Source organism: Bowmanella yangjiangensis (genome assembly GCF_017255015.1).
GTDB lineage: Bacteria > Pseudomonadota > Gammaproteobacteria > Enterobacterales > Alteromonadaceae > Bowmanella > Bowmanella yangjiangensis.
This window is the reverse complement of sequence record NZ_JAFKCS010000002.1, coordinates 346,694-367,689: the sequence shown is the minus strand read 5'-3', so window position 1 is coordinate 367,689 and position 20,996 is coordinate 346,694. Positions and strand designations below refer to the sequence as shown.

Here is a 20,996-nt window from a genome sequence, read left to right as displayed (position 1 = left end):
AGACGTTGGCAGGCCAGGACGCTAGCCAGTTAAAGCCGATTAGCATGAGTTTTTCGGCAGATTGCAACGCTAAGGACAGCAAGAAGCAGAAAATACCCGATAAACATAATTACTATAAAGCAGCAACGCTGCACAAAGGTGTCCATTGCGTCTTAATTCGGTTCAGCTTGGCATTTTCAAGGTCGTTTTGTACCTTACCTTGCTTTTTTCGCCCTGTAGCCAAGCCACTACCAATCTCTCTAATATCCAGTTCAAAAACTATTCTGTGCCTGACGGCCTCAGCCAAAGTACCGTACTGGACATCGCCGAAGACAAATATGGCTTTATCTGGCTGGCGACAGTGAATGGCCTGAATCGTTTTGATGGCTATGAGTTCAAGCAATATCACCTGGATCCTAATCTGCCCAATAGCTTACCGGATAAATTTATCCGTCAGCTTTTTATCGATGCGGACGGCAAATTGTGGGTAGCAACCAACAGCGGTTTGGCCTGTTACAACAGGCAAAGCGATAATTTTACTCGTTTTAATACTCAGAATAGTCAGTTGTCGGACGACCTTATTGTCTCCATCAGCGAGGGGCTTAACGGCGAACTCTGGGTTGCCGACAAAAATCACCTTTTCCGATTTAACGAACAGCAACAAAACTTCCAGAAAATCCAGCTCGCCGACACTGATTCTTTCCCCGAAACCAAAAGCATTCTATTTCACAATGACATACTCTGGCTTGGCAGCTACGGCCACGGCATCCAGATTTATCAGGTCAAAGAGGACCGTCTATATAGGTTAAATGGCGACAATCCCTGGGAACTGGATATTCCTGCCAGCTTTCTGCATGACGTCAAAGTCATTAATGGTCAATATTGGCTAGCTACCGAGCTTGGCGTGTATGTGCTGGACGAGCAATTGATAGTGCAACGTCACCTGACGACTGAATCCCAACCAGCCCTTGTGAGTAATCTGGTGCAGACCATTGCTCAGGATGCCGATCAGGATGTGTGGCTTGGTACGTCCGAAGGCTTAAGCATTATCGATCCTGAACGTTTTACCGGGCTTAACATTGATCAAACTAACGATGCGCTGGTGTCATTGGATAACCGCTACGTATTTAAGCTGTTCAAAGACAGCAATGACTCTATCTGGTTAGGCAGTTTTACCGGCGGAGCCTTTCAATACAATGAGCGTACGGCATTTATCAAACACTATCAGGCAATACCACACAGCAATGTCTCGATTTCAGACAATATGGTGTGGGCGTTTTCCGAGGCACAAAACGGACAAATCTGGATAGCAACACAATCCGGCGGCCTGAACCTGTTTGAACCAACCAATGCCGGCTTTAAACATTATCTGACCGACTTTCCCCACTCCATCTGGGATCTGGCCGTTGATAAGCAAGACAGACTATGGCTGGCGACCATCGACGGTATATTTGTTTTCAAACTGGACGGTGCAGGCAAGCTCAATCAGGTCAAGCATCTACTGCCGGGGCAACTGGTAGACAGTGTTCAGCTATCAGGAGGTCGCGCCTGGATTTGGACAACAGGCGTACTGTCGAGCATCGACGTCAATGACTTCAGCTTCGAGCAAATTCCGGTACCCAACAAGCAAGGCCAACTGATTAAGCCAAGCATGGTGGACAGTAAGAACAATGTGTGGCTGGCCAGTAACGACGGTATTAGCCTGTACAACCTTGATACCGGCCAGTTTAATCATCTGTTATTTGCCTTTAACGGCAACACCTCGCCGCTAGGCGATACCAATGCAATTGTCGAGGGGCCTGAGCATATTTGGGTATCCAGCTTTAAAAGTGGTCTGTTCAAACTCAATAAACAGAGTTATCAGATTGAGCACCATTACACCCAGGAGAACGGCTTATCTGACAATGGCATTCTGACCATGTTGGTGGATGCAAATGCAGTATGGGTCGCGACGGCCGCCGGTATTGATCAAGTTGACCGTCAGACTGGCAAGCTGGTGCGACACATTCCAAAGGATTTATTGGAATTTAATGAACTGAACGAGTCAGCCGGATTGGTCACCACGCAACATCATATCTTATTTGGCGGCACCAAAGGCTTTCATATCTTTAACCCTCAGCGCCTCAACGATAACGTTAAACATACCATACGCCCCCCGAGTATTACCAAACTAAGTATATTCAACCAGGAAGTTCGGGTCGGTGACATTGACAGTCCGTTACTGCAACCTGTTTATCAGCTTCCGGCTATCGAGTTGGAAAACAAAGCCTCCCCCTTTTCCCTGACCTTTGCATTGTTGAATCCGGTCAATCCCAACTCGGTCAGCTACCGCTATCAAATGCAAGGATTGTCAGATCAATGGCTGGAAGCCAACCACAATATTCGCCAGGCAACCTTCACCAATTTGGGCTTTGGTAGCTACACCTTCAGAGTGCAGGCACGTGAGCTAGATGGCCCCTGGTCCCCGTCTGCCGAACTGGCAATAAGGGTTAAAGCCCCAGCCTGGTTACATCAATCTGCGTTGATAGCTTATGGCATTGTTGCCTTTTTATTGCTCAGCTACTGGTTCCGCCAATACAAGCTGCGCCGCGTCACACAACGTCGCGTCAGTGATAGTGAAGAGCGTCTGAAACTGACGCTATGGAGCAGCGGTGATGAATTGTGGGACTGGGATATCCAGCGCAATGAAGTACATAGAGCCAATATTTGGGGAGTACTGGACTTCCCACAGGATAACCACCGGGTAGTGACTCAGTTAGAGTCCAACATTTACCCCTCTGATTTGGAACGCGTACGTGACAGCCTGAGCCAGCATTTGCAAGGCAAGTCTGAATATTACGAGACTACATACAGGGTGAAGGACTTCAAAGGCGACTGGCAATGGATATTGGACCGGGGCAAAGTTGTAGCCTGGGATTCCAGCCAAAATCCATTGCGGATGACAGGTACACTGAAAAACATCAGCCACCTTAAGCAGGCGGAAGAGCAATTACGTTTGTTCAAACGTTCAATTGAAACCATTTCCGACGGCGTATTTATCACAGACACCAGTTTCAGAATAATCTCGGTTAACCATGCATACTGCAACCATACCGGTGAGACCCGCGAACAAGCATTAGCCAGTTATCTGTCATTCCATCAGTATCCGCCGGCATTTACCGAAGAAGTGCGCAAAACCTTACGGCATAAAGGTAACTGGAGCGGCGAAATTGAATCGCTCAGACAAAATGGCGAGCGCTATGAAGTGGATCTGAATATTGATGCTATCCACAGCGATGACAACAGTATCAGCCACTACGTAGGGGTATTTTCAGACATTACCTCGCGCAAACGCACCGAGAAAGAACTGCTGCAATTGGCTAACTCAGATACGCTGACGGGTTTACCCAACCGTTCATTCTTCCAGGCCAGCCATCAAAACCTGGTGCGCAAAGGGGCTCACCACGCCCTGCTGTGCATGGACATGGATAATTTTAAGAAAATTAACGATTCCATGGGCCACCAGACCGGTGATCTATTGATCAAGCAGATCGCGGCGCGTTTGCAAAAAATCGCCGGAACCAACGCCACCTGCTACCGTCTCGGCGGTGATGAATTCAGTGTATTGATCGAGAACAGTACCGATATTCACCGTATTACCCATCTGGCCCAGCGTATCCTGGATGAAATGGCACGCCCTTTTATCATCAATCGCCAGGAATTTGTACTCGGTGGCAGCCTGGGCATCGCCTTCTACCCTGAAGATGGTGTCAGTCCGCAGGAACTACTCAAAAACGCCGATACGGCCATGTATTTCGCCAAGAATGCCGGTGGCAATAAGTATCAGTTCTTTAGTGGTGAGATGAACCAGAATGCAGTTCGTCAGTTGCAGATTGAAAACCTTATCCGCCACGGTATAAAAGAAGATTTATTCAGCGTTTATTACCAACCCAAAGTGGATATCGCATCTGGTCAGTTGGTCAGTATGGAAGCCCTGGTGCGCTTTGAGCATCCTGAAAAAGGCATTGTCAGCCCCGACCAGTTTATTCCTCTGGCCGAAGAGACAGGACAGATAATAGAGATTGGCGACATTGTTTTGCGCAAGGCCTGTGAAGATACGCAGCGTTGGGTAAAGCAAGGCTTGTTCAGCGGTCGGGTGGCGATCAATATTTCTGCCCGCCAGTTTGAGCTGCCTGATCTGGACCAACGCATCGAACAAGTACTGCGTCAGACCGGACTGTCTCCACTGCATCTGGAATGCGAAATTACCGAAGGCACGCTAATGCAAAGGCCGGAACAGTCACTGGAGCTAATGCAACGTCTGCGTGAAATGGGCATCCACCTGGCCCTGGACGACTTTGGTACGGGATATTCGTCACTGGCTTACCTAAAACGCTTCCCGTTGAACACGCTTAAGATCGACAAGGCGTTTATCGATGATATTGCAACTAGCGCGGTAGACCGCCATATGACCAGCGCCATCATCACCATCGCCCATAATTTAGGCCTCAAAGTGGTCGCAGAAGGCGTGGAAGAAGAACAACAATTAAGTATTCTGCGCCGCTATGAATGTGAAATGCTGCAAGGCTACCTGTACAGTAAACCACTGAGCAGTGAGCGTTTTACCAAGCTGCTGCAGGAAAATCGCCACCTGACCAAGCTGATCAAACAAAATAATTTCTGATCATGGGTAAGCTTCCTGAGCACAGCGCCACTTCCCTCTCCATCCACAATCTCGATATACCTAACCTCAACAGGACGGCATACCAGCCCATAAAAGCGGCAATAAAACGCCGTAGTGTGCCGTTACGTTGCCCCCATAGTAGATATTCTTAAATCAGTCAAATTGTTGGCAGCACTTATTGTCCAGACGGATTGAACCTCTGAACAATATTTTGACGCTCCTCATAACCCTCCCCCAAAAGACACAATAATCTTACAAATCAATACGTTGAAAAGTTGGCATGGGAATAGCTAAGTAATCTGTGAGCAGTCAATAGACTGTGACAAAAAAGACTAAACCTTTAGGAGAGAACGACATGTTGAAAGCTTATGCAATTGCCATCGCACTGACTACCGCTACTCCTGTTGCTGACAAGGCTGCAGACGGCGCTAAAGCTCCTGTTAAAAGCAAAGCAGAAACCACGCAAACTCTGCAAGCTTGGAAGCCTCGTTCAGTACGTATCTAAGCATAAGGTGTTGTTCAACAGTCTACCGGCTGTAGGATGACGTAGCCGAAAGCAGTCATATCGGCGTACCTGGTATAAAAAAGAGAGCAATGCTCTCTTTTTTGTTTCAGTGCCCATGAAATGTTGACCTAACGATTCAGGCTTTGTGGTTAGGCTCTCAGATAAACCGAGCCAAATCCTCGTACCTTACGCAGTGCCATTTGTTTTCTCACGCTAAACAGCGGGAACACTAAAGGCCCAAACAGTAAACCGGCCAGTCCCCAGTGTTTTGCGCACAATCCCGTTCTGAATGCTTCGACGTAATAAAATACCGCACTGATAACAGAGACTAAGATTGCCAACAACATAACAACTCCAGGGCAAGGGAAGGATAAATTGTGCGCGCATTATACATATTGGTGATAAAAACAACAGTTTTTATTCGTTAAAATTATGTTAACGGATTTTTGACACCTATAAAAAAACCGGCAATAAAGCCGGCTTTTTCGCTAAGGTTCTTATCAGAACTTATAAGAAGCGGTGGTATAGAACAGACGACCAATGTTGTTATAAAGGCCGGTTGTTTCTGTGGTACCACGGGTAAAGGTAGGCAGATCACGATCAAACAGATTGTCGATGCCCACAGCTACCTTGATACCATTGTCGAACTGGTAAGCAGCCTGAGCGTTACTCAGGAAGTAACTGCCGTATCCCATGTTGTCACTTGGATCAGGGTTGATGGCCAAATCCTGCTCGCTATACAGCGCCACAGCATCAACATACAAAGTGCGCCAACTGGCTGTCCACTCACCGTGGCTATACTTCAGGCTGAAGTTAGCCTGCCACTGAGCATCACCAGCGGTACCGGCTTCTTCTTCGTACTCAGCAGGTTGGTCCTGGAATGAGTAAGTGCGACGAGATTCCAGATAAGTCCCCACCAACTTCGAGCTCATGCGTCCGCCAGCCAAATCAAAGTCGTAACCAACTTCAAAGTCAACGCCTTTGGCGGTTTGAGCTGCTACGTTTTGAGAGATTGTGGTAATCAGCTTCAACTGTTTAGTCACAGCATCACGCTCAACCAGGCTGCAGAATTGCATATTCAGACCACTGGCTGAATCCACACATTTGTTCAGGATGTCCTGAGCTGCAACACTGTCAATGGCATCGTCGATATCGATTGACCAATAGTCCATAGTCAGGCTCAGGCCTTCAACGAACTCAGGCTGATAAACCAGACCTACAGTGTAGCTCTGTGACTCTTCGGCCTTCAGATTTGGGTTACCGCCGTTCAGTCCTTCTACGCTGGCACCTGGATCATTCAGTACGAAGTCCTCAGCAATACCCAATGCCTTACAGTTTTCAACACGTGCAGCAGACTGTTTGTTGTCCAGCGCACATGGATCCTTAATGCTTCTGAAGAAGGTTTGGTTTTGTGGACCATACAGTTCACCAATATTTGGTGCACGCAGTGCTTCAGAGTAAGTAGCACGCATTCTCAGCTCAGAATTGATTGTCCAATCCAAGCCTGCTTTCCAACTGGTTGCAGAGCCAATGGTGCTGTAGTCTGCATAGCGCACTGCGGCATCAAACAACAGCTCGTCAACAAAGGGCAGATCCGTCAGCAGCGGCGCTGAAATCTCAGCGAATACTTCTTTCACGTTAAAGTCGCCTTTCTCATACTGGAAGGCGTTGAAGAAGGTAGCACCTGTGGAGGCAAAGGCATCAGGTACAGACTCACTTTCTTCTTTGCGGTATTCAACCCCCGCCGAGAAACCAACAAAGCCGGCTGGCAACTCGAACAGCGCGCTGTTATTTACGCTGGCGTTAAATACGGTCTGGCGAATAGTGCTGTGGCTGTATGACGTGGTATTGATCCAGTCACGGCTCTCTTCACTGATGCTGTTTTCACCGAACAGATTAACCGGCACACAGCCTGCAGCACGAGCGGCTTCATCACGGCAAACGATATCGCCATTGGCCAGGCGAATAGCGTCGGTGGCTTTCTCGAAGTTATCACGCACCAGGTTATTGCGGTTCCACTGCTTCAGACGGGTTTCACCGAACAAAGCGTACGTCTCATAACCCCAGTCACTGCCGAATACACCTTCTGCACCCAGCACAAAACGTTTGGTGATTCGGGTATTGTCTTCAACACGACGGCCAGCATCTTCCAGGAAACGGTTTAACTCCAGGGTGTCCAGATCATTGGCGTCCATCAGCGCGCCGAGGCTTTCATGGATGTAGGCGTTATCACGTTGAATGATTACCGGTGCATTGGTTCCGTCATAGAATGCTGGCTGACCAATGGCCTGACCACGAGTACGCACGTACTTACCTTCGGCGAACAGGTTCAACGCTTCAGATACTTCGAAGCTGCCTTTGGTGTTCAGATTCAGGCGGTCAAAGGTCGGTTGCAGCTCCACATAGTTAGTCAGATTCAGGAACTCACAATCTGTACACTTATAACCTGATGAATCAGGGTTGCTGACATCCTGCAGGCGCACTGAGCCATCAGGATCAAAGGCATACCAAGTGCCATTTACATAGGTATTACCGCCAGGCAAATTGTCTACCCAACCGGTGTTATAGCGAGTAACGTTATCGGCAATGCCATCATGGATAAACACACCATTCTCATCACGATAATCTTTACTGTCAGGGTTACGCACTGACATGTAAGGCGTGCGGGTCTGGTCGCGATCGTTGGCATTCATGCCATCCTGACTGGCGTACTCTGCCGCAAAGGCCACGTTACCACGACCATCAGCGAAGTCCTGGCCAAAAGACAGAGAGATCTTGTCATTTTTGTAAGGACCTTCTTCTGCCAAACCTTTAGTGGCAGAGAAATCAACGCCGGTAATGTTTTTCTTCAGACGGAAGTTAACTACCCCTGTTACCGCGTCTGCACCATATACCGCAGAAGCGCCACCGGTGATGATCTCTACCGAGTCTAACCAGGCTGTGGGGATGGTATTGGTATCAACCGCTGAGCTTCCTGCACTACTGGCAACGTGACGACGACCGTCAACCAATACCAGAGTGCGCGCGGTTCCCATACCACGCAGGTCTAAGATGCTCAGGCCAGCGGTACCGATAGAACGGCCGGAGTTAGCCAAAGAGAAAGTTGCAGCCAGTGAAGGCAGCTCGTTTAGAACTTCACCAATATTCATGGCACCGGTTTCTACCAGTTCCTGGCCTGAAATTACGGTGACCGGAGAAGGCGCAATCGCACCTTCACGTAAAATCCTTGAGCCTGTTACCTGAATTTTTTCTACGGTAACCGCTGGTTCATTTATATCCTGGGCGAAACTTTGCGCCGAAAATCCAAATACGGCTGTTGTAGCTAATGCATAACGCACAGCACGGGAGATTTTAGAATTTGAATGCATTTAAATTGTTTCCCACTTTACCACTTGGGGTGAATATATTTTCACTACAATTGCAGTTTTATGTAGTCTGTCGTGCCCCTCTTGGGGGGCGCGGATAATACGCAGAGCGGGTCAATAAGGTCAACCTAAGCACAGACAGATCGGTCAAAGATTAGACCAACGAATACAATTAAATACAAACTGAGAAATTGATTTAACAGGCGCTTAACTATCTATCAAAATAATTAACCATGGATACAAAAAAACCACCTAAGAAATAAGAAGGGAAAATAAGTTAATTATTCAATATTGCAGAATAATTACGGAATTTAAAAATAACAGAGCTAAATATAGAAAATAAATAATTGTATAAAAAAAGCCCGCTAAAAGCGGGCATTTTTATTAAGCATAAAAGCTTCTATTTTGTTCCATCATTTCTTTTAATAACGGAGCAGGGCTAAATTTATCCCCATACAATCCCTGATAATGTTCAAGGCGTGCAACCACGTGATTAATCCCAAGGCTATCCATATAGCGGAATGGCCCGCCCAGGAATGGCGGGAAGCCAATACCAAAAATAGCACCGATATCACCGTCTCTGGCGTTGCGGATCACGTTCTCAGCCAAACACATGGCCGCTTCATTAAGCATCAGCAGTACGCAACGCTCTGAAATCTGGTCATGGCTGAACTTTTGTGACGGGCTGATACCGAGCAAACTGTAGACACTCTCATCTACCTCTTTACCCGGCTTCTTACCGCTGTACTTATACAGACCACGCTTGTTCTTTTTGCCCTTGCGATCGTCGGCCAACAGCTTGTCAAACGCCTCGGGAGCACGGAAGCGCTCACCCAGCTCTTCAACCAGAATAGGCGATATCTTGGCACCGATATCGATTCCCACTTCATCTAATAACTTCATCGGCCCAACAGGGAAACCGAAGTTCAGTAGCGCCTGATCGATTTGTTCAATGGGTTCACCGGCCAGTAACACGCATGCCGCTTCATTCATGTAAGGTGCCAGAATACGGTTCACGTAGAAGCCAGCCCCATCTTTGACCACGATAGGGGTTTTCCCCTGCTTACGGGCAAAGTCCACCGTAGTGGAAATCGTTGCATCCGAGGTACCTGCGTGAGGTATTACTTCAGCCAGCGGCATTTTATCCACAGGCGAGAAGTAATGCAGACCTATCACCTGCTCTGGCCTTGCTGCCTTGGCGGCAATCTGTCCAATTGGAATAGAGGAAGTATTGGTGGCGAAAATCGTCTGTGCTCCGGCATTGGTTTCAATATCAGCCACCATCTGCTGCTTTAAGGATAAATCCTCAAATACTGCCTCAACTACGATATCCGCGTCGCCAAAGCCAGAGTAGTCCGTGGTACCGGTCAACAGCGCCAATTGCTTTTGCATCTCAGCCTTACGCATAAAGCGACGCTTAACCTTTTTGATCATCAGGTCATAGCTGTACTTCATGGCATTGGCAATGCCTTCACTGCGGATGTCTTTAATCCGCACAGGAAGCCCGGCCTTACTTGAGGTAACGTAGGCAATACCACCGCCCATCAGGCCTCCGCCCAGTACGGCAGTTTTCTTAACCTTGGCTGGCGGAACCCCTTCCACACCGGTTTCTTTTTTCATCTCGGTGGTGGCAAAGAAGATATTACGCAACTGCTTAGACTCAGGGGTCATCACCAGCTCGCCAAAATGACGGGCTTCCAGATCATAGCCACGGCTGCCGCTGACACCAGCTTCGATACAATCAATAATCCGCTCTGGCGCCGGGTAGTTGCCACGGGTCTTACTGCGGGTTTGTTTGCGCGCCTGATTAAACAGGAAATTACGCCCAAAGGGGGTACGCTCCAGCGCCTGCCCAACCAGATTCAGCTTAGGCGGTTGACGCTTCGGTTTGGCTTTCTTAGCAAACTGAATAGCCACGTCCAGCAAAATAGACAAGGGCACCGCATCATCAACCAGACCGTCCTTCTTCGCTTGCTTGGCACGCAGTTGCTTGCCGGTCAGCATCATGGTCATGGCCTTTTGAATACCTACCAGCTTAGGCAAACGCTGCGTTCCGCCACTTCCCGGCAGCAAACCGAGCTGCACTTCCGGCAGGCCCATAACAGTTTTGTCGTCCAGACTACAAATACGATAATGGCAGCATAGTGCCAGTTCCAGACCGCCCCCTAAGGCCGGGCCGTGAATAGCCGCGACCACAGGGATCTTCATGTTTTCGATGCGCGCAAACATCTGCTGTCCAGATTTGGACAAGGCTACCGCATCTTCGGCACTCTGGCAGGCCGCCAGCATACTGATATCAGCACCGGCGACAAAGGAGCTGGCTTTACCGCTGGCCAGCACCAGACCTTTAATACTGCTGTCTTTTTCAATCTCATCAAGCTGAACCGCGATCTGCTCGGCAAACTCTGCCTTTAAGGTGTTCATGCTCTCACCCGGCACATCCATAGTCAGAATGGCAATACCGTCGTCCCGGCGGCTGAGGGAAAATGCACTGGTTACGTCTGTCATAGTCTTCTCCTTATTCCGTTTCCAGGATCATGGCTGCACCCAGACCACCTGCCGCGCAAGCTGTCACCAAACCGGTGCCGCCACCACGACGATTCAACTCATTGAGCATTTGGGTAATCATGCGGGTACCGGTTGCGGCAAAGGGGTGACCATAGGCAATAGAGCTGCCCATCACGTTAAACTTATCCATATCCATCTCGCCGATGGCTTTATCTCTGCCCAGTTTTTCTTTAGCAAAGGCATCACTGGCAAACATTTTCAGGTTAGCCAAGGTTTGGGCGGCAAAGGCTTCATGCATTTCAATCAGGGTCAGGTCGTTAAGACTCATACCGGCCCGATCCAAAGCAATTGGCGTCGCATAAGAGGGGCCCATCAGCATGTCTTCCCACACATCAATCGCGGCAAAAGCGTAGCTACGGATATAACCCAATGGCTTATAACCCATGGCCTTAGCGCGGCTTTCGGTCATCATCAATACAGCCGATGCGCCATCCGTAAGCGGAGTGGCATTGGCGGCCGTTACCGTGCCGTATTTGCGATCAAATACCGGGCGCAGTTTGGCGTAGCCTTCCAGGCTGGAGTCGAAACGAATGTTGTTGTCTCTCTCCAGAGCGCCTTTGAATGGCTCTGCATAGGCGGTCATCACTTCACCGCTCAATTTGCCTTCTTCCCAGCTTTTCGCCGCATTAGTATGCGAGCGATGGGCCAGCGCATCCTGATCTTCACGGCGGATTTGGTGCGTTTTAGCCATTTGCTCGGCGGTATCGCCCATGGAAAGTCCGGTCGAGTATTCGGCAACGGCAGGCGGAACAGGCAACAGATCCTTAAAGCCCAAACGTTTAATCACGTTCCACTTTTGCCCAAACGTCTTGGTCTTTTGTAAGTCCACCAGCGCACGCGCCAGTTTCTTAGACACGCCAATAGGCGATACTGAGGTGGAATCTGCACCACCTGCCACGCCAACCTGAAGATTGCCCGCCATCATAGACTCGGCAATATTCACTGTGGCCTGGAAACTGGTCGCACAGGCGCGGGATACGCTGTAGGCATCAGTATGCACATTCATGCCTGTGCCCAGTACGATTTCCCGGGCGATATTCGGGGCTTCCGGCATCTGCACAACCTGGCCATACACCAGTTGCTCCACTTCTCGGGGATCCAGGTTATTGCGAACCAGCATCTCGTTTACCACCATTTTGCCGAGATCCACGGCAGGCACGCCATGAAAGTACGTGGCCATTTTGGCAAATGGGGTACGAAGACCGGCCACAATGGCGATACGGTCTCCGTTACGCGTCGTCACGTTACGGGTGACGGAAGAGGTGTTACCTGGCATTCTGTTTCCTTTTAGTGGTCAGACCTGTTTGGCCGGATTGTACTATTTGCCGAGCAAATTTCAAATTCTAGCCTACAGATAGCGATGTGACATACTTGATGCTAAAGCTAATATATTGAATTTATAGATAGTTTTGCTTTATCAGCGCGGCGGCTTTTTCCGCAATCATAATAGTCGGGGCATTGGTATTGCCGCCGATCAAGGTAGGCATCACCGAGGCGTCCACCACCCTCAGCCCTTGCACACCCTTTACTTTCAGCTCAGGGCAGACCACCGTCAGCGGTGATTGCGGGTCGCCCATCCGGCAAGTCCCCACCGGATGGTAGATGGTTTCCGCCTTATCTTTAATAAAGTCCAGCAGCGCTTCATCAGACTCTACTGCCGCGCCTGGCAACCATTCTTGTGGCTGGTATTTCTCAAAGGCCGCCTGGCGCAGAATCTGTCTGGCCAGCTTAACGCCATCTAACATGGCCTGGCGATCATCCTCGTGGCTTAAATAGCGCGGATCCAATAGTGGAGGAGCTTCAGGGTCAGCCGTTTGTAAACGCACTGTACCGCGACTTTTCGGGTACAAGTAACAGATATGCAACCCATAGCCATAACCCCAGGCCAGATGCCGACCATGATCCTGTAAAATGGCGGGAATAAAATGCATCTGCAAATCCGGCAAGCCGTTAGCCAGACTGCTGCTGGCAAAGCCGCCGGCTTCGGCAATATTGCTGGACATTAAGCCGCGGTGGCCACTGAAATATTGCCACAGTCCCTGCACATATTGAGGCAAGGCACCTGGCGCTACACCGTAGCCGGCAATTTTGTTAGTGCGGCACTGCACAATGGCATCCAGATGGTCCTGTAAATTTTCTCCCACGCCAGGGCAATCCACTTCAACCTTAATGCCTAAGCTTTCCAGATGTGCAGCAGGTCCAATCCCCGACAACATTAATAACTGCGGCGAATTAATCGCCCCTGCACTTAACAGCACTTCTTTTTCTGCATAAATCTGGCGACGCTGGCCGCGCTGTTCAAACTCCACCCCCACAGCCCTACCCTGCTCTAACAGCACACGCCTAACCAAACCGGAGGTCAGGATAGTCAGATTTGAGCGGATCTTAGCCTGGCTTAAATAAGCCTTGGCACTTGAACAGCGTTGGCCTTGTTGCTGAGTAACCTGATAGGCTCCCACCCCTTCGCGCATATCACGGTTAAAATCCGTCAGTTCACTTAAGCCTGTCGCAACACCGGCCTGAACAAAGTCCTGACTCAAGGCACTGACATAACGTAAATCACTGACGGTCAACGGGCCACCCACACCATGCCAGGCATCCTCACCCCGCTGCTGATCTTCGGCTTTTTTAAAATAAGGTAAGACAGACTGCCAGTTCCACCCCTCAGCCCCCAGTGCCTGCCAGTGATCGTAATCCTCTTTAGCGCCGCGGATGTAACACATGGCATTCACCGAACTGGAGCCGCCCAGCGTTTTGCCTCTTGGCCAGTAAAGACTGCGATTGTTCAGCTCAGTCTGAGGCTGGGTAGTGTAATTCCAATTGATACCGCGAAAGCGACATAACAATGCCAAGCCAAAGGGAATATGGATAAGTGGGTTGCTATCGGGTTTGCCTGCCTCGAGCAAACACACTTTCCAGGCCGGGTTTTCAGACAGCCTGGCCGCCAGTGCGGCCCCCGCCGAACCGGCACCGACGACAATAAAGTCAAAGTGGTTTGCTTGTGTCATGGCTACGTCCGCTCATCTTTGCGTTACTACACATCGTACCAGTGAGTCTATCAAAGAAATTCTGCCGACCGCACCCGAAGATTGCATATTTAGTCGACAGCCTGCCGATTATTCACTCACAACAAGACAACCTGATGACCGCAAGGTTAAACGCCCATTGCCACGACGCAGGCCTTACACTTTAGCGATTACGGCCATATTGTTCGTGAGATGACACCCAGTCCGAGGATGAAATAGCTGACGCCAGGGAGATTTCACCGGCCAACGCCACAGCCCCAACAATTTCAGCCAACTTATACACCCTGTCACGCCCGTAGCACCCCAGTAATTCAAGGCATTCACGTTGGGTACCAATTCCCGTGCCGCCCCCATAAGTTGCCACAATTAATGAAGGTATGGTCAAAGACAGGTACAAATCCCCCTCATCAGTGAGCTCGCTGTACAAAATCCCCGCAGAGGATTCGGATACGTTGGCCACATCCTGGCCGGTAGCAATAAACATGGCTGTAATCCCATTGGGAGAATGCAGGCCGGTGTTATTCACCCCAGATAAAAATGACCCCACGCCCGCTACCCGACCGTGGTAGTCGATTTGCTTAGGATCCACCCGCATCACTTCCAGTAAATGTTCCCGTTTGATCGTGACTTCACTGGTCACCCGTTTACCACGGGTGCGCATAATATTGATATGGGAGGCTTTTTTATCCGTTGCAAAGTTAGACTCCAGATAAAAATTCTTAATCCCAGGGTAGTGATCCAATATCCAGCCACAGGCCGCAAAAGTGGCCCGTCCCACCATGTTTTGTCCGGCTGCATCACCGGTTTTGAAATTAAACCGCAGGAAAGCAAACTTGTTGGACAAGAAATGATCGATATAGGTTAGCTTAGCAACCGATGAGGTCGCCTCCGCTTCATGGCGGATACTGTCCATGTGCTCTTTCACCCACTGCACAAAGTCTCGGGCGCCTCTGGCATCTTCAAATACAAACACCGGCGCCCGCTGCATGGCATCGTCAACCACTGTGCTTTTCACCCCACCACTCATATTCAGCAGTTTCATACCACGATTGTAGGACGCCACCAACGTACCTTCGGTGGTGGCAAGCGGTATCATAAATTCGCCGCGCGCATGTTCACCATTAATATGAAAAGGCCCCGCAATACCAATTGGCACCTGGGCCACACCAATAAAGTTTTCAATATTGCCGCGCAAACTCTGCGGATCAATGCTGTACTGGGCAATATGCTCGATATTCGTCCCACTGAATTCTTCATAAAAGCGCTGGCGCTGTTTGATAATATCCTGGCCGTAATCGTCGGCGTCAGAGCGGGGAATTTTGTTGGCGTTTTGCTCTTCCTGGGTGGCTACATCATCCACCTCAAAAGTCAGCTCACCAAAGGGCAAAGCACGGAAGCTTATATAAACCCGGTGTTTCTGCTGGGCCAAAGGGCTAAAATCGTCAACAAAGACTGCCAAGCTGGCCCGCAATGGGAAATTATGCGTCCCCATACTATTGAACTCACTTAAGGGTAGGCACTGTCCGTCCGCCAATTGCAGACGCAGCTTATCGGTGGCGATAGACTGGCCATCGATACGAATATCCAGCACCTCTTGCACCAATGCGTCTTTAAGACGGTTCTTCAAAGAAAAACGCACGCCATTGCCATGCAGTGTCAGGCTGCCGCGGTTATACAGTTGCTTGAGAAGAATACTAGGAATAAACATCTACGCTTGCTCCAGTTATTATTATTCGCCATCCTGATAAGCCCGCGACCGGTCAGGCTGGGTATTTTTGCTACTTACTATTGTTGATAAGCTGCACAAAATCCACTCAAATAGTATTCTTTCCACTTGAATAACAGTGGCTTGAATGACCACTTGATGCTCAGGAGAGCCTACGTCTTGCCAGCCAGTGACGTTTTGACACGAATCAAATACTGGTGGATCACATTGCTGATCCGCCTTGGCCGTTTAAGGCATTTCAGCATTTCCGCCACAGAGCTAAATGGCATGCTAAGCGCCAATCTGCCGTGGAAACTCCCTTTGGCCTTACCCACAGGCAAAGGACATTTAACCGTATTAAATGCCACTGTGCGTATGCCCACAGACCAATTTCGGCTGGAGCTGCTGTGCGATTTGCAGGTCGATGTTAACGGCATCAAGCTCTATCAGGCCCATGTGTTGGCGGTTTTGCATGGACGCCCTTGTTATATGCGTGGCCAAGGCAGCATTCGCGCCGCTGAGGTTAACCTGTCGAAATTGCAGCTGATTCAGGACGATCATTTTATCTTTCGCAGCAGCGCACAAATACTGAGCCGCCTGGTGCCCGACGTTCTTGGCGGCTGGTTAAATGCCTCACTGGATGTGTTAGGTGGGCCTGTTTATAAGGAGGCTCGGAGCTACCTGGATTTGTACCTGAGCGGCAACAAGCAAAAGGTGCTGGAATTTCATCAACCACAAATCGAGCGTCAGTTACTCGAGCAAATTAATCAGGGACAACTGGACTACAAACTGGATGACAATCTGCCAGACGAACGGCTGTTCGCCCGCCTGGGCCAGAATGTAAAAGTTGAAGATGGCAAGTTACTGTTTTTATTTCATGACTGACAACGGTATACCACGAAGCGGCGGCTACCGAACTTGATGGCGCTGTCGATTACCAGGCTGTCGCCGCCCAGCTTCACGGCTTCATTTCTGGCCAGGGCTAGCAATTCCTCAGCGACTTTTTTCTCATCTCGCTCAACAAAGGCAATTTTGTCGGCAACCTGGGCATTGGCCGAACCCACACGCTGACACCCTTGTGCCTCGGCAGCATCAATCAACCTCACGGCATCGGCGCCGGGTACCGAGCTGACATTGGCGCAGCCAAGTAATGTTAACCCCATAATCAGTGGCAAAGTGGCTTTCATAGTCTTCCTAATGATGTGAATGCAGTACATCCTGGGCATGGCCAAGGTCGTCGTCAACTATGGACTTGATGTCATCATCCACATGTTCGCCTATGTCTTCAATACTCAGGCTCGGATCATCGGCGCACTTATCCAGCAACTCAAAAGCCTCAACAAAGTAATGCGCCATATTGTCCAATGAACTGATATGCGTATTGCAGCACACCAAACCTATGTTTGCGCTTTGCCCGTAGGTCAGCAGAGTGATGTTCACTCCGCCGCCTGGGGTAATAGTTGAAATGGGGTAAGCCGCCAGTAACTTGGCATCCCGTAAATAACGGGTCTGTTTGGGACCAGGCACGTTAGATATCAATATATTGGCAATAGGTTTGAACCAGTCAGACAAATGCAGCACTTCGAAAACCAGCGCCACGGCCTGAATCAAAATGGTGTAATAGCTAAAGGCTCCCGGCTCCGAGCGTTTTGCTGCATGTTTAACAATGCGGTGATTTTCGATGATTTGCCTCAGTCTCAGATAAGGATCAACCTCACCATGGGCCAGCTTAACTGGCACAATAGCAATCTTGTTCCCTGCCGTATTCTCGCCAGGCTTACGCAGATTTATCGGCATATTGGTATACAAGGCTTTATTAAAGCTGTGTCCATAATCTTTAAGAAAACGATGTACGCCAATATCAAAACAGCACAGCAGGATCTCATTGGCTGAGGCCCGCATTCGTTTAGACAAGGCTTGAACCCGCTGAAAGTCCAGATCGGCAGTGGCCACCACCCGCCCGCGTTTGACCTGCCCGGTAAGTACAGTGCGAGTGCCGGAAAACGGAATAGGCATATAATGGCTGTTGATCCGCACTAATTTGATTAACAGGCGGAACAAGATCCAAACCAGGTCGGTGACCGTTCGTAAAAGGTGCCAGGCAGCCCCAAGCGTACCACTCAACCAGTGTCTACGCCGCCTTTCCTTGAAAGGCTGAGAGACGGCCCAAACCGGAGTGAAGTGCTCAATATCAGGCTGCTCGTGGTAACCGGCCTGAAACCAGCGCATCAATACCGCACCATCGCCGTACATATGGTGAATTTTCACGTAGATGGCAAAACACCGCCCCTCGCGACTGGCAATCAAATGGTATTGCCATAAAGGTTTATTGCGGTCTAATCGTGGCTCGTGCAAACCGGCAACAAAACGGTTAAGGGCCGCTTTGTCTTCAACATTATCCAGCTCATGTAGTTGAACATGGTAGTGCATATCCAGCTCACGCACCGCCACCAGTCTGAGCGGAAATCCCAGCATATCTTCAACTATGGTATTAAAGGGGCTGGATGGCTTATCAAAGCTGCGCAAATGCGCTAACAACTTGGGCAAATAATCGGCTTCAGCGTCTTCGGGTAATTCCAGCAACTGTAAACACGCGACGTGCTTGGGGTTGTTGTCTGACTCGGTGATCCAGAATGCTCTGTCTAGAAAACTGATTTTACGTGTCACCTGTGCAGCTCCCTGTTTATATCTATCAGCGTTTAACCTGGCAAAAACGACGGCCAATCATGGCGTTCTGTTTGGTTATAGGGATGCAGCAAAAACACAATACTGCGCAAACAATGTTGAGCAAATTCATCATTGTCCAGATTTTCGCCCTTTAAAAGAGCATAGTTGGCAGCCTGGCTGAACACCAAACCCAGTTGATGGAGCATCGGCGATACGGCCTCACGGCTCAGACTAAGCTGGTCCTGTTCGATGGCATATTCCAACGACTCGCGCCAACGGGCTTGCTGCCCGTTCAGTATGTGTCTGAACGGCTTTGTCAGTAAGGGGTACTTTTCCAGTAAATCAACGGGATTACGAAACAGAAAACGGAATGTCGCCGCCACCTCCAGTTGCAGGTGCAGTGCGCAGAGAAATTCGTCCAGATTAAGCGGCTGTGATGGGCGTGCTAACAGCGGCTTCATCTGCTCGCTGAATAGTTCAAACAGTGCCGACACCAGCACTTCCTTGCCTTTGAAGTGGTAATAGAGGTTGCCGGGGCTGATATCCAACTCCATGGCGATATCGACGCTGGTAACCGCCGCTTCACCATGGATATTAAACAACTCAAGACTGGTAAACAGGATCCGCTGTGCTGTCTTGCTCGCCATTGCCATCGCCTGGACAAATACTGTGCTATCAGACTAACGGTATTTTGCCGATGGTTAAAGTATCAGCGACTCGGATCCGGAAAAAATCACAAATTTGTCATCAGCTTAGGGTTTTTCGCCGGACAACTTCTCTACCTTCACGCCTTGGCGGCTAAGCTGCGCCAAGAGGCCATCGTCACCGGCCAGATGCAATGCGCCTACCAGCACCAATTCGACCGGTTTATCTTCAAGCATGCTTAGCAACTGTGGTACCCACTGATCGTTGCGGGCTTTTAGCAGGCTCTGATACAACTTCGGATGAGTCTCCCGCATGGGGTTAATACCGTCGGCTTCCAAAGCGCCAAGATCGCCATTTCGCCAGGCACTGCGCAGTTCCTCCAGCATCTGTGGCAAGCTTTGCATATCGTCCAGGGTGTAGACAATCAATTCGTCTTCCTGCCCCACGCCCATTTCGGCCAGATAACGCATCTGCTGCATGGCGCTTTCCAAAAAGCCAAGGGGCTTTTGGTCATTCTCGGCGCGGGCCAGGAAATGCATATCTACACCTTGTTGATCCAAACCCTGTTGCTGCATTTCCATTTTGGTCAGCATCAGTGCCAGCATTGCCGCTTTATAATGAAGCAGTGGTTCAAGCTGCATGCCTTTACCGTTCAGATACTGGCTTAAGCGATTTAGGGTCGCAGCAGATAACTTATCTGCCAGGCTCTGTCCTGCTGGTAGGGTCAACAGCGCCATCATTTCCTGAATAAATGCCGGTTCCTGCATTTGCCGGATATCCGCTTCTAACACTAGCTTGTCTGATGCCTCGTAGGCTTGGGCAAATTCCACGGGTAAGGGGTAGTCTTGGGCGCTGAGGATATGCAAGGTGCCACCCAAATAAAGTTGCTTATCAGCATAAGTAAGTCGCCAAACGGCGCTGTCGGCCAGACTCAGGCCGGAGAAGAAAAACAGCAAGAGTAAATAGCGCTTCACTTTAAATCCCTTTGCAAAGTAAAAGCCGGACTCTACCGCAATTCCCGGTAACAAGCGAAACACATTGTGAAGGTTTTACCTGCATGTATTTACAAATTGCCGCCTTGCAATTAACAACTGATACAGTTCGCGTCCCCGGGCTTACTTAGCATATAAGTACCTTCATCTCTGAGAAACATTATGCACAACAAAGCCATTTTCCTGTTAACCGGTGCCCTGCTGTTAAGCGGCTGCGAGTTGGATGTCGGCAGTTCCAACAACAAAGACAATCCATCCTATACCTTTGATTTTGAGCAGTCTGACCATGGCTGGCAGGCCGGGTTTTCTGACTATCCCAGCGACAATGCGGCCATCTATGAACTGGCATCCGGCCGTAAAGCGTTACCTACTGACGCTCAAAAACAAGGCTTTATGCTATCCGGGCATAATCGCAGCGATGACTTGTTTATGTATATGAAAGGCAAGTTCACGGGCCTTGAAGCCAGCAGCCGCTACCAGGCCAATGTTCAACTGAAACTGCTGACCAATGCTGGCGAGGGTTGTATGGGCATAGGCGGTGCGCCTGGGGAAGCGGTATGGGTGAAATTCGGCTTTGGTGAAACCGAGCCCAAGCAGGTGGATTATTATCTGAACCTGGATAAAGGTGCCCAAAACAACAATGGTAAAAACGCCAATATCATCGGCAATGTCGCGGCCAGTGGAGCCAACTGCGAAGGCAGCAAGTATGTAGAAAAATCACTGCTCAGCACAGACCAAACCCAGCTGGAATTTACCACCAACAGTGACGGTACCATCTGGCTGTTTATCGGCACAGATTCAGGCTTTGAAGGCAAAACCACCTTGTACTACGACAAGATAGATATTCAGCTCAAACGATTATAAGCCTGTGTAACCGGTAA

General features: G+C 49.6%; 14 protein-coding genes. 4 read left to right on the top strand and 10 right to left on the bottom strand.

The features are described from left to right. Positions 1 to 265: 265 nt before the first annotated feature. Positions 266 to 4,642 carry an EAL domain-containing protein gene (locus tag J0A65_RS04070; protein WP_332874292.1) on the top strand — a complete coding sequence of 1,459 codons (4,377 nt, stop codon included), beginning with the start codon at positions 266 to 268 and terminating at the stop codon, positions 4,640 to 4,642. 355 nt (positions 4,643 to 4,997) lie between these two features. Then, a complete protein-coding gene (locus J0A65_RS04065; RefSeq protein ID WP_206592841.1) occupies positions 4,998 to 5,147 on the top strand; it encodes a hypothetical protein in 150 nt (49 codons plus the stop codon). A 149-nt stretch (positions 5,148 to 5,296) separates the two neighbouring features. Here the strand turns inward: J0A65_RS04065 and J0A65_RS04060 are convergent, their stop codons facing one another. The 6 genes from J0A65_RS04060 to J0A65_RS04035 all read right to left on the bottom strand — a co-directional run bounded on the left by J0A65_RS04060 (position 5,297) and on the right by J0A65_RS04035 (position 15,814). Continuing rightward, positions 5,297 to 5,494 carry a hypothetical protein gene (locus J0A65_RS04060; protein ID WP_206592840.1) on the bottom strand — a complete coding sequence of 66 codons (198 nt, stop codon included), beginning with the start codon at positions 5,492 to 5,494 and terminating at the stop codon, positions 5,297 to 5,299. Positions 5,495 to 5,647: 153 nt separating this feature from the next. Further along, complete coding sequence (locus tag J0A65_RS04055; protein WP_206592839.1) at positions 5,648 to 8,515, bottom strand: TonB-dependent receptor domain-containing protein; 2,868 nt, start codon at positions 8,513 to 8,515, stop codon at positions 5,648 to 5,650. Positions 8,516 to 8,896: 381 nt separating this feature from the next. Continuing rightward, positions 8,897 to 11,020 carry a fatty acid oxidation complex subunit alpha FadJ gene (fadJ, locus tag J0A65_RS04050; RefSeq protein WP_206592838.1) on the bottom strand — a complete coding sequence of 708 codons (2,124 nt, stop codon included), beginning with the start codon at positions 11,018 to 11,020 and terminating at the stop codon, positions 8,897 to 8,899. Between the two features lie 10 nt (positions 11,021 to 11,030). After that, the gene (gene fadI / locus J0A65_RS04045) at positions 11,031 to 12,356 is read right to left on the bottom strand and encodes an acetyl-CoA C-acyltransferase FadI (protein ID WP_206592837.1); all 1,326 of its coding nucleotides are present in this window, start codon (positions 12,354 to 12,356) and stop codon (positions 11,031 to 11,033) included. 121 nt (positions 12,357 to 12,477) lie between these two features. Continuing rightward, on the bottom strand, positions 12,478 to 14,088 hold the full coding sequence (locus J0A65_RS04040; protein WP_206592836.1) for a GMC family oxidoreductase: 1,611 nt from the start codon (positions 14,086 to 14,088) through the stop codon (positions 12,478 to 12,480). 181 nt (positions 14,089 to 14,269) lie between these two features. After that, positions 14,270 to 15,814 carry a hydroxymethylglutaryl-CoA reductase gene (locus J0A65_RS04035; protein ID WP_206592835.1) on the bottom strand — a complete coding sequence of 515 codons (1,545 nt, stop codon included), beginning with the start codon at positions 15,812 to 15,814 and terminating at the stop codon, positions 14,270 to 14,272. Between the two features lie 195 nt (positions 15,815 to 16,009). On the opposite strand from J0A65_RS04035, the gene J0A65_RS04030 reads away from it, so the two are divergent. Then, complete coding sequence (locus J0A65_RS04030; RefSeq protein WP_206592834.1) at positions 16,010 to 16,696, top strand: YceB family lipoprotein; 687 nt, start codon at positions 16,010 to 16,012, stop codon at positions 16,694 to 16,696. On the opposite strand, the gene J0A65_RS04025 is transcribed toward J0A65_RS04030, so the two are convergent. The 4 genes from J0A65_RS04025 to J0A65_RS04010 form a co-directional block, all read right to left on the bottom strand. After that, positions 16,687 to 16,998 (bottom strand): DUF4156 domain-containing protein, encoded by a 312-nt coding sequence (locus J0A65_RS04025; protein WP_206592833.1) that lies wholly within the window; start codon positions 16,996 to 16,998, stop codon positions 16,687 to 16,689. The two genes, J0A65_RS04030 and J0A65_RS04025, sit on opposite strands and share 10 nt — an antisense overlap. Positions 16,999 to 17,005: 7 nt before the next feature. After that, the gene (locus J0A65_RS04020) at positions 17,006 to 18,478 is read right to left on the bottom strand and encodes a wax ester/triacylglycerol synthase domain-containing protein (protein ID WP_206592832.1); all 1,473 of its coding nucleotides are present in this window, start codon (positions 18,476 to 18,478) and stop codon (positions 17,006 to 17,008) included. A gap of 32 nt (positions 18,479 to 18,510) precedes the next feature. Continuing rightward, a complete protein-coding gene (locus J0A65_RS04015) occupies positions 18,511 to 19,125 on the bottom strand; it encodes a TetR/AcrR family transcriptional regulator (RefSeq protein ID WP_206592831.1) in 615 nt (204 codons plus the stop codon). Between the two features lie 105 nt (positions 19,126 to 19,230). After that, positions 19,231 to 20,097: a TraB/GumN family protein gene (locus tag J0A65_RS04010; RefSeq protein WP_206592830.1), complete on the bottom strand. Its 867-nt coding sequence runs from the start codon at positions 20,095 to 20,097 to the stop codon at positions 19,231 to 19,233. A gap of 180 nt (positions 20,098 to 20,277) precedes the next feature. Here J0A65_RS04010 and J0A65_RS04005 point away from each other — a divergent pair, with 180 nt between their 5' ends. Next, positions 20,278 to 20,979 carry a hypothetical protein gene (locus tag J0A65_RS04005; protein WP_206592829.1) on the top strand — a complete coding sequence of 234 codons (702 nt, stop codon included), beginning with the start codon at positions 20,278 to 20,280 and terminating at the stop codon, positions 20,977 to 20,979. The last annotated feature ends 17 nt before the right edge of the window (positions 20,980 to 20,996 follow it).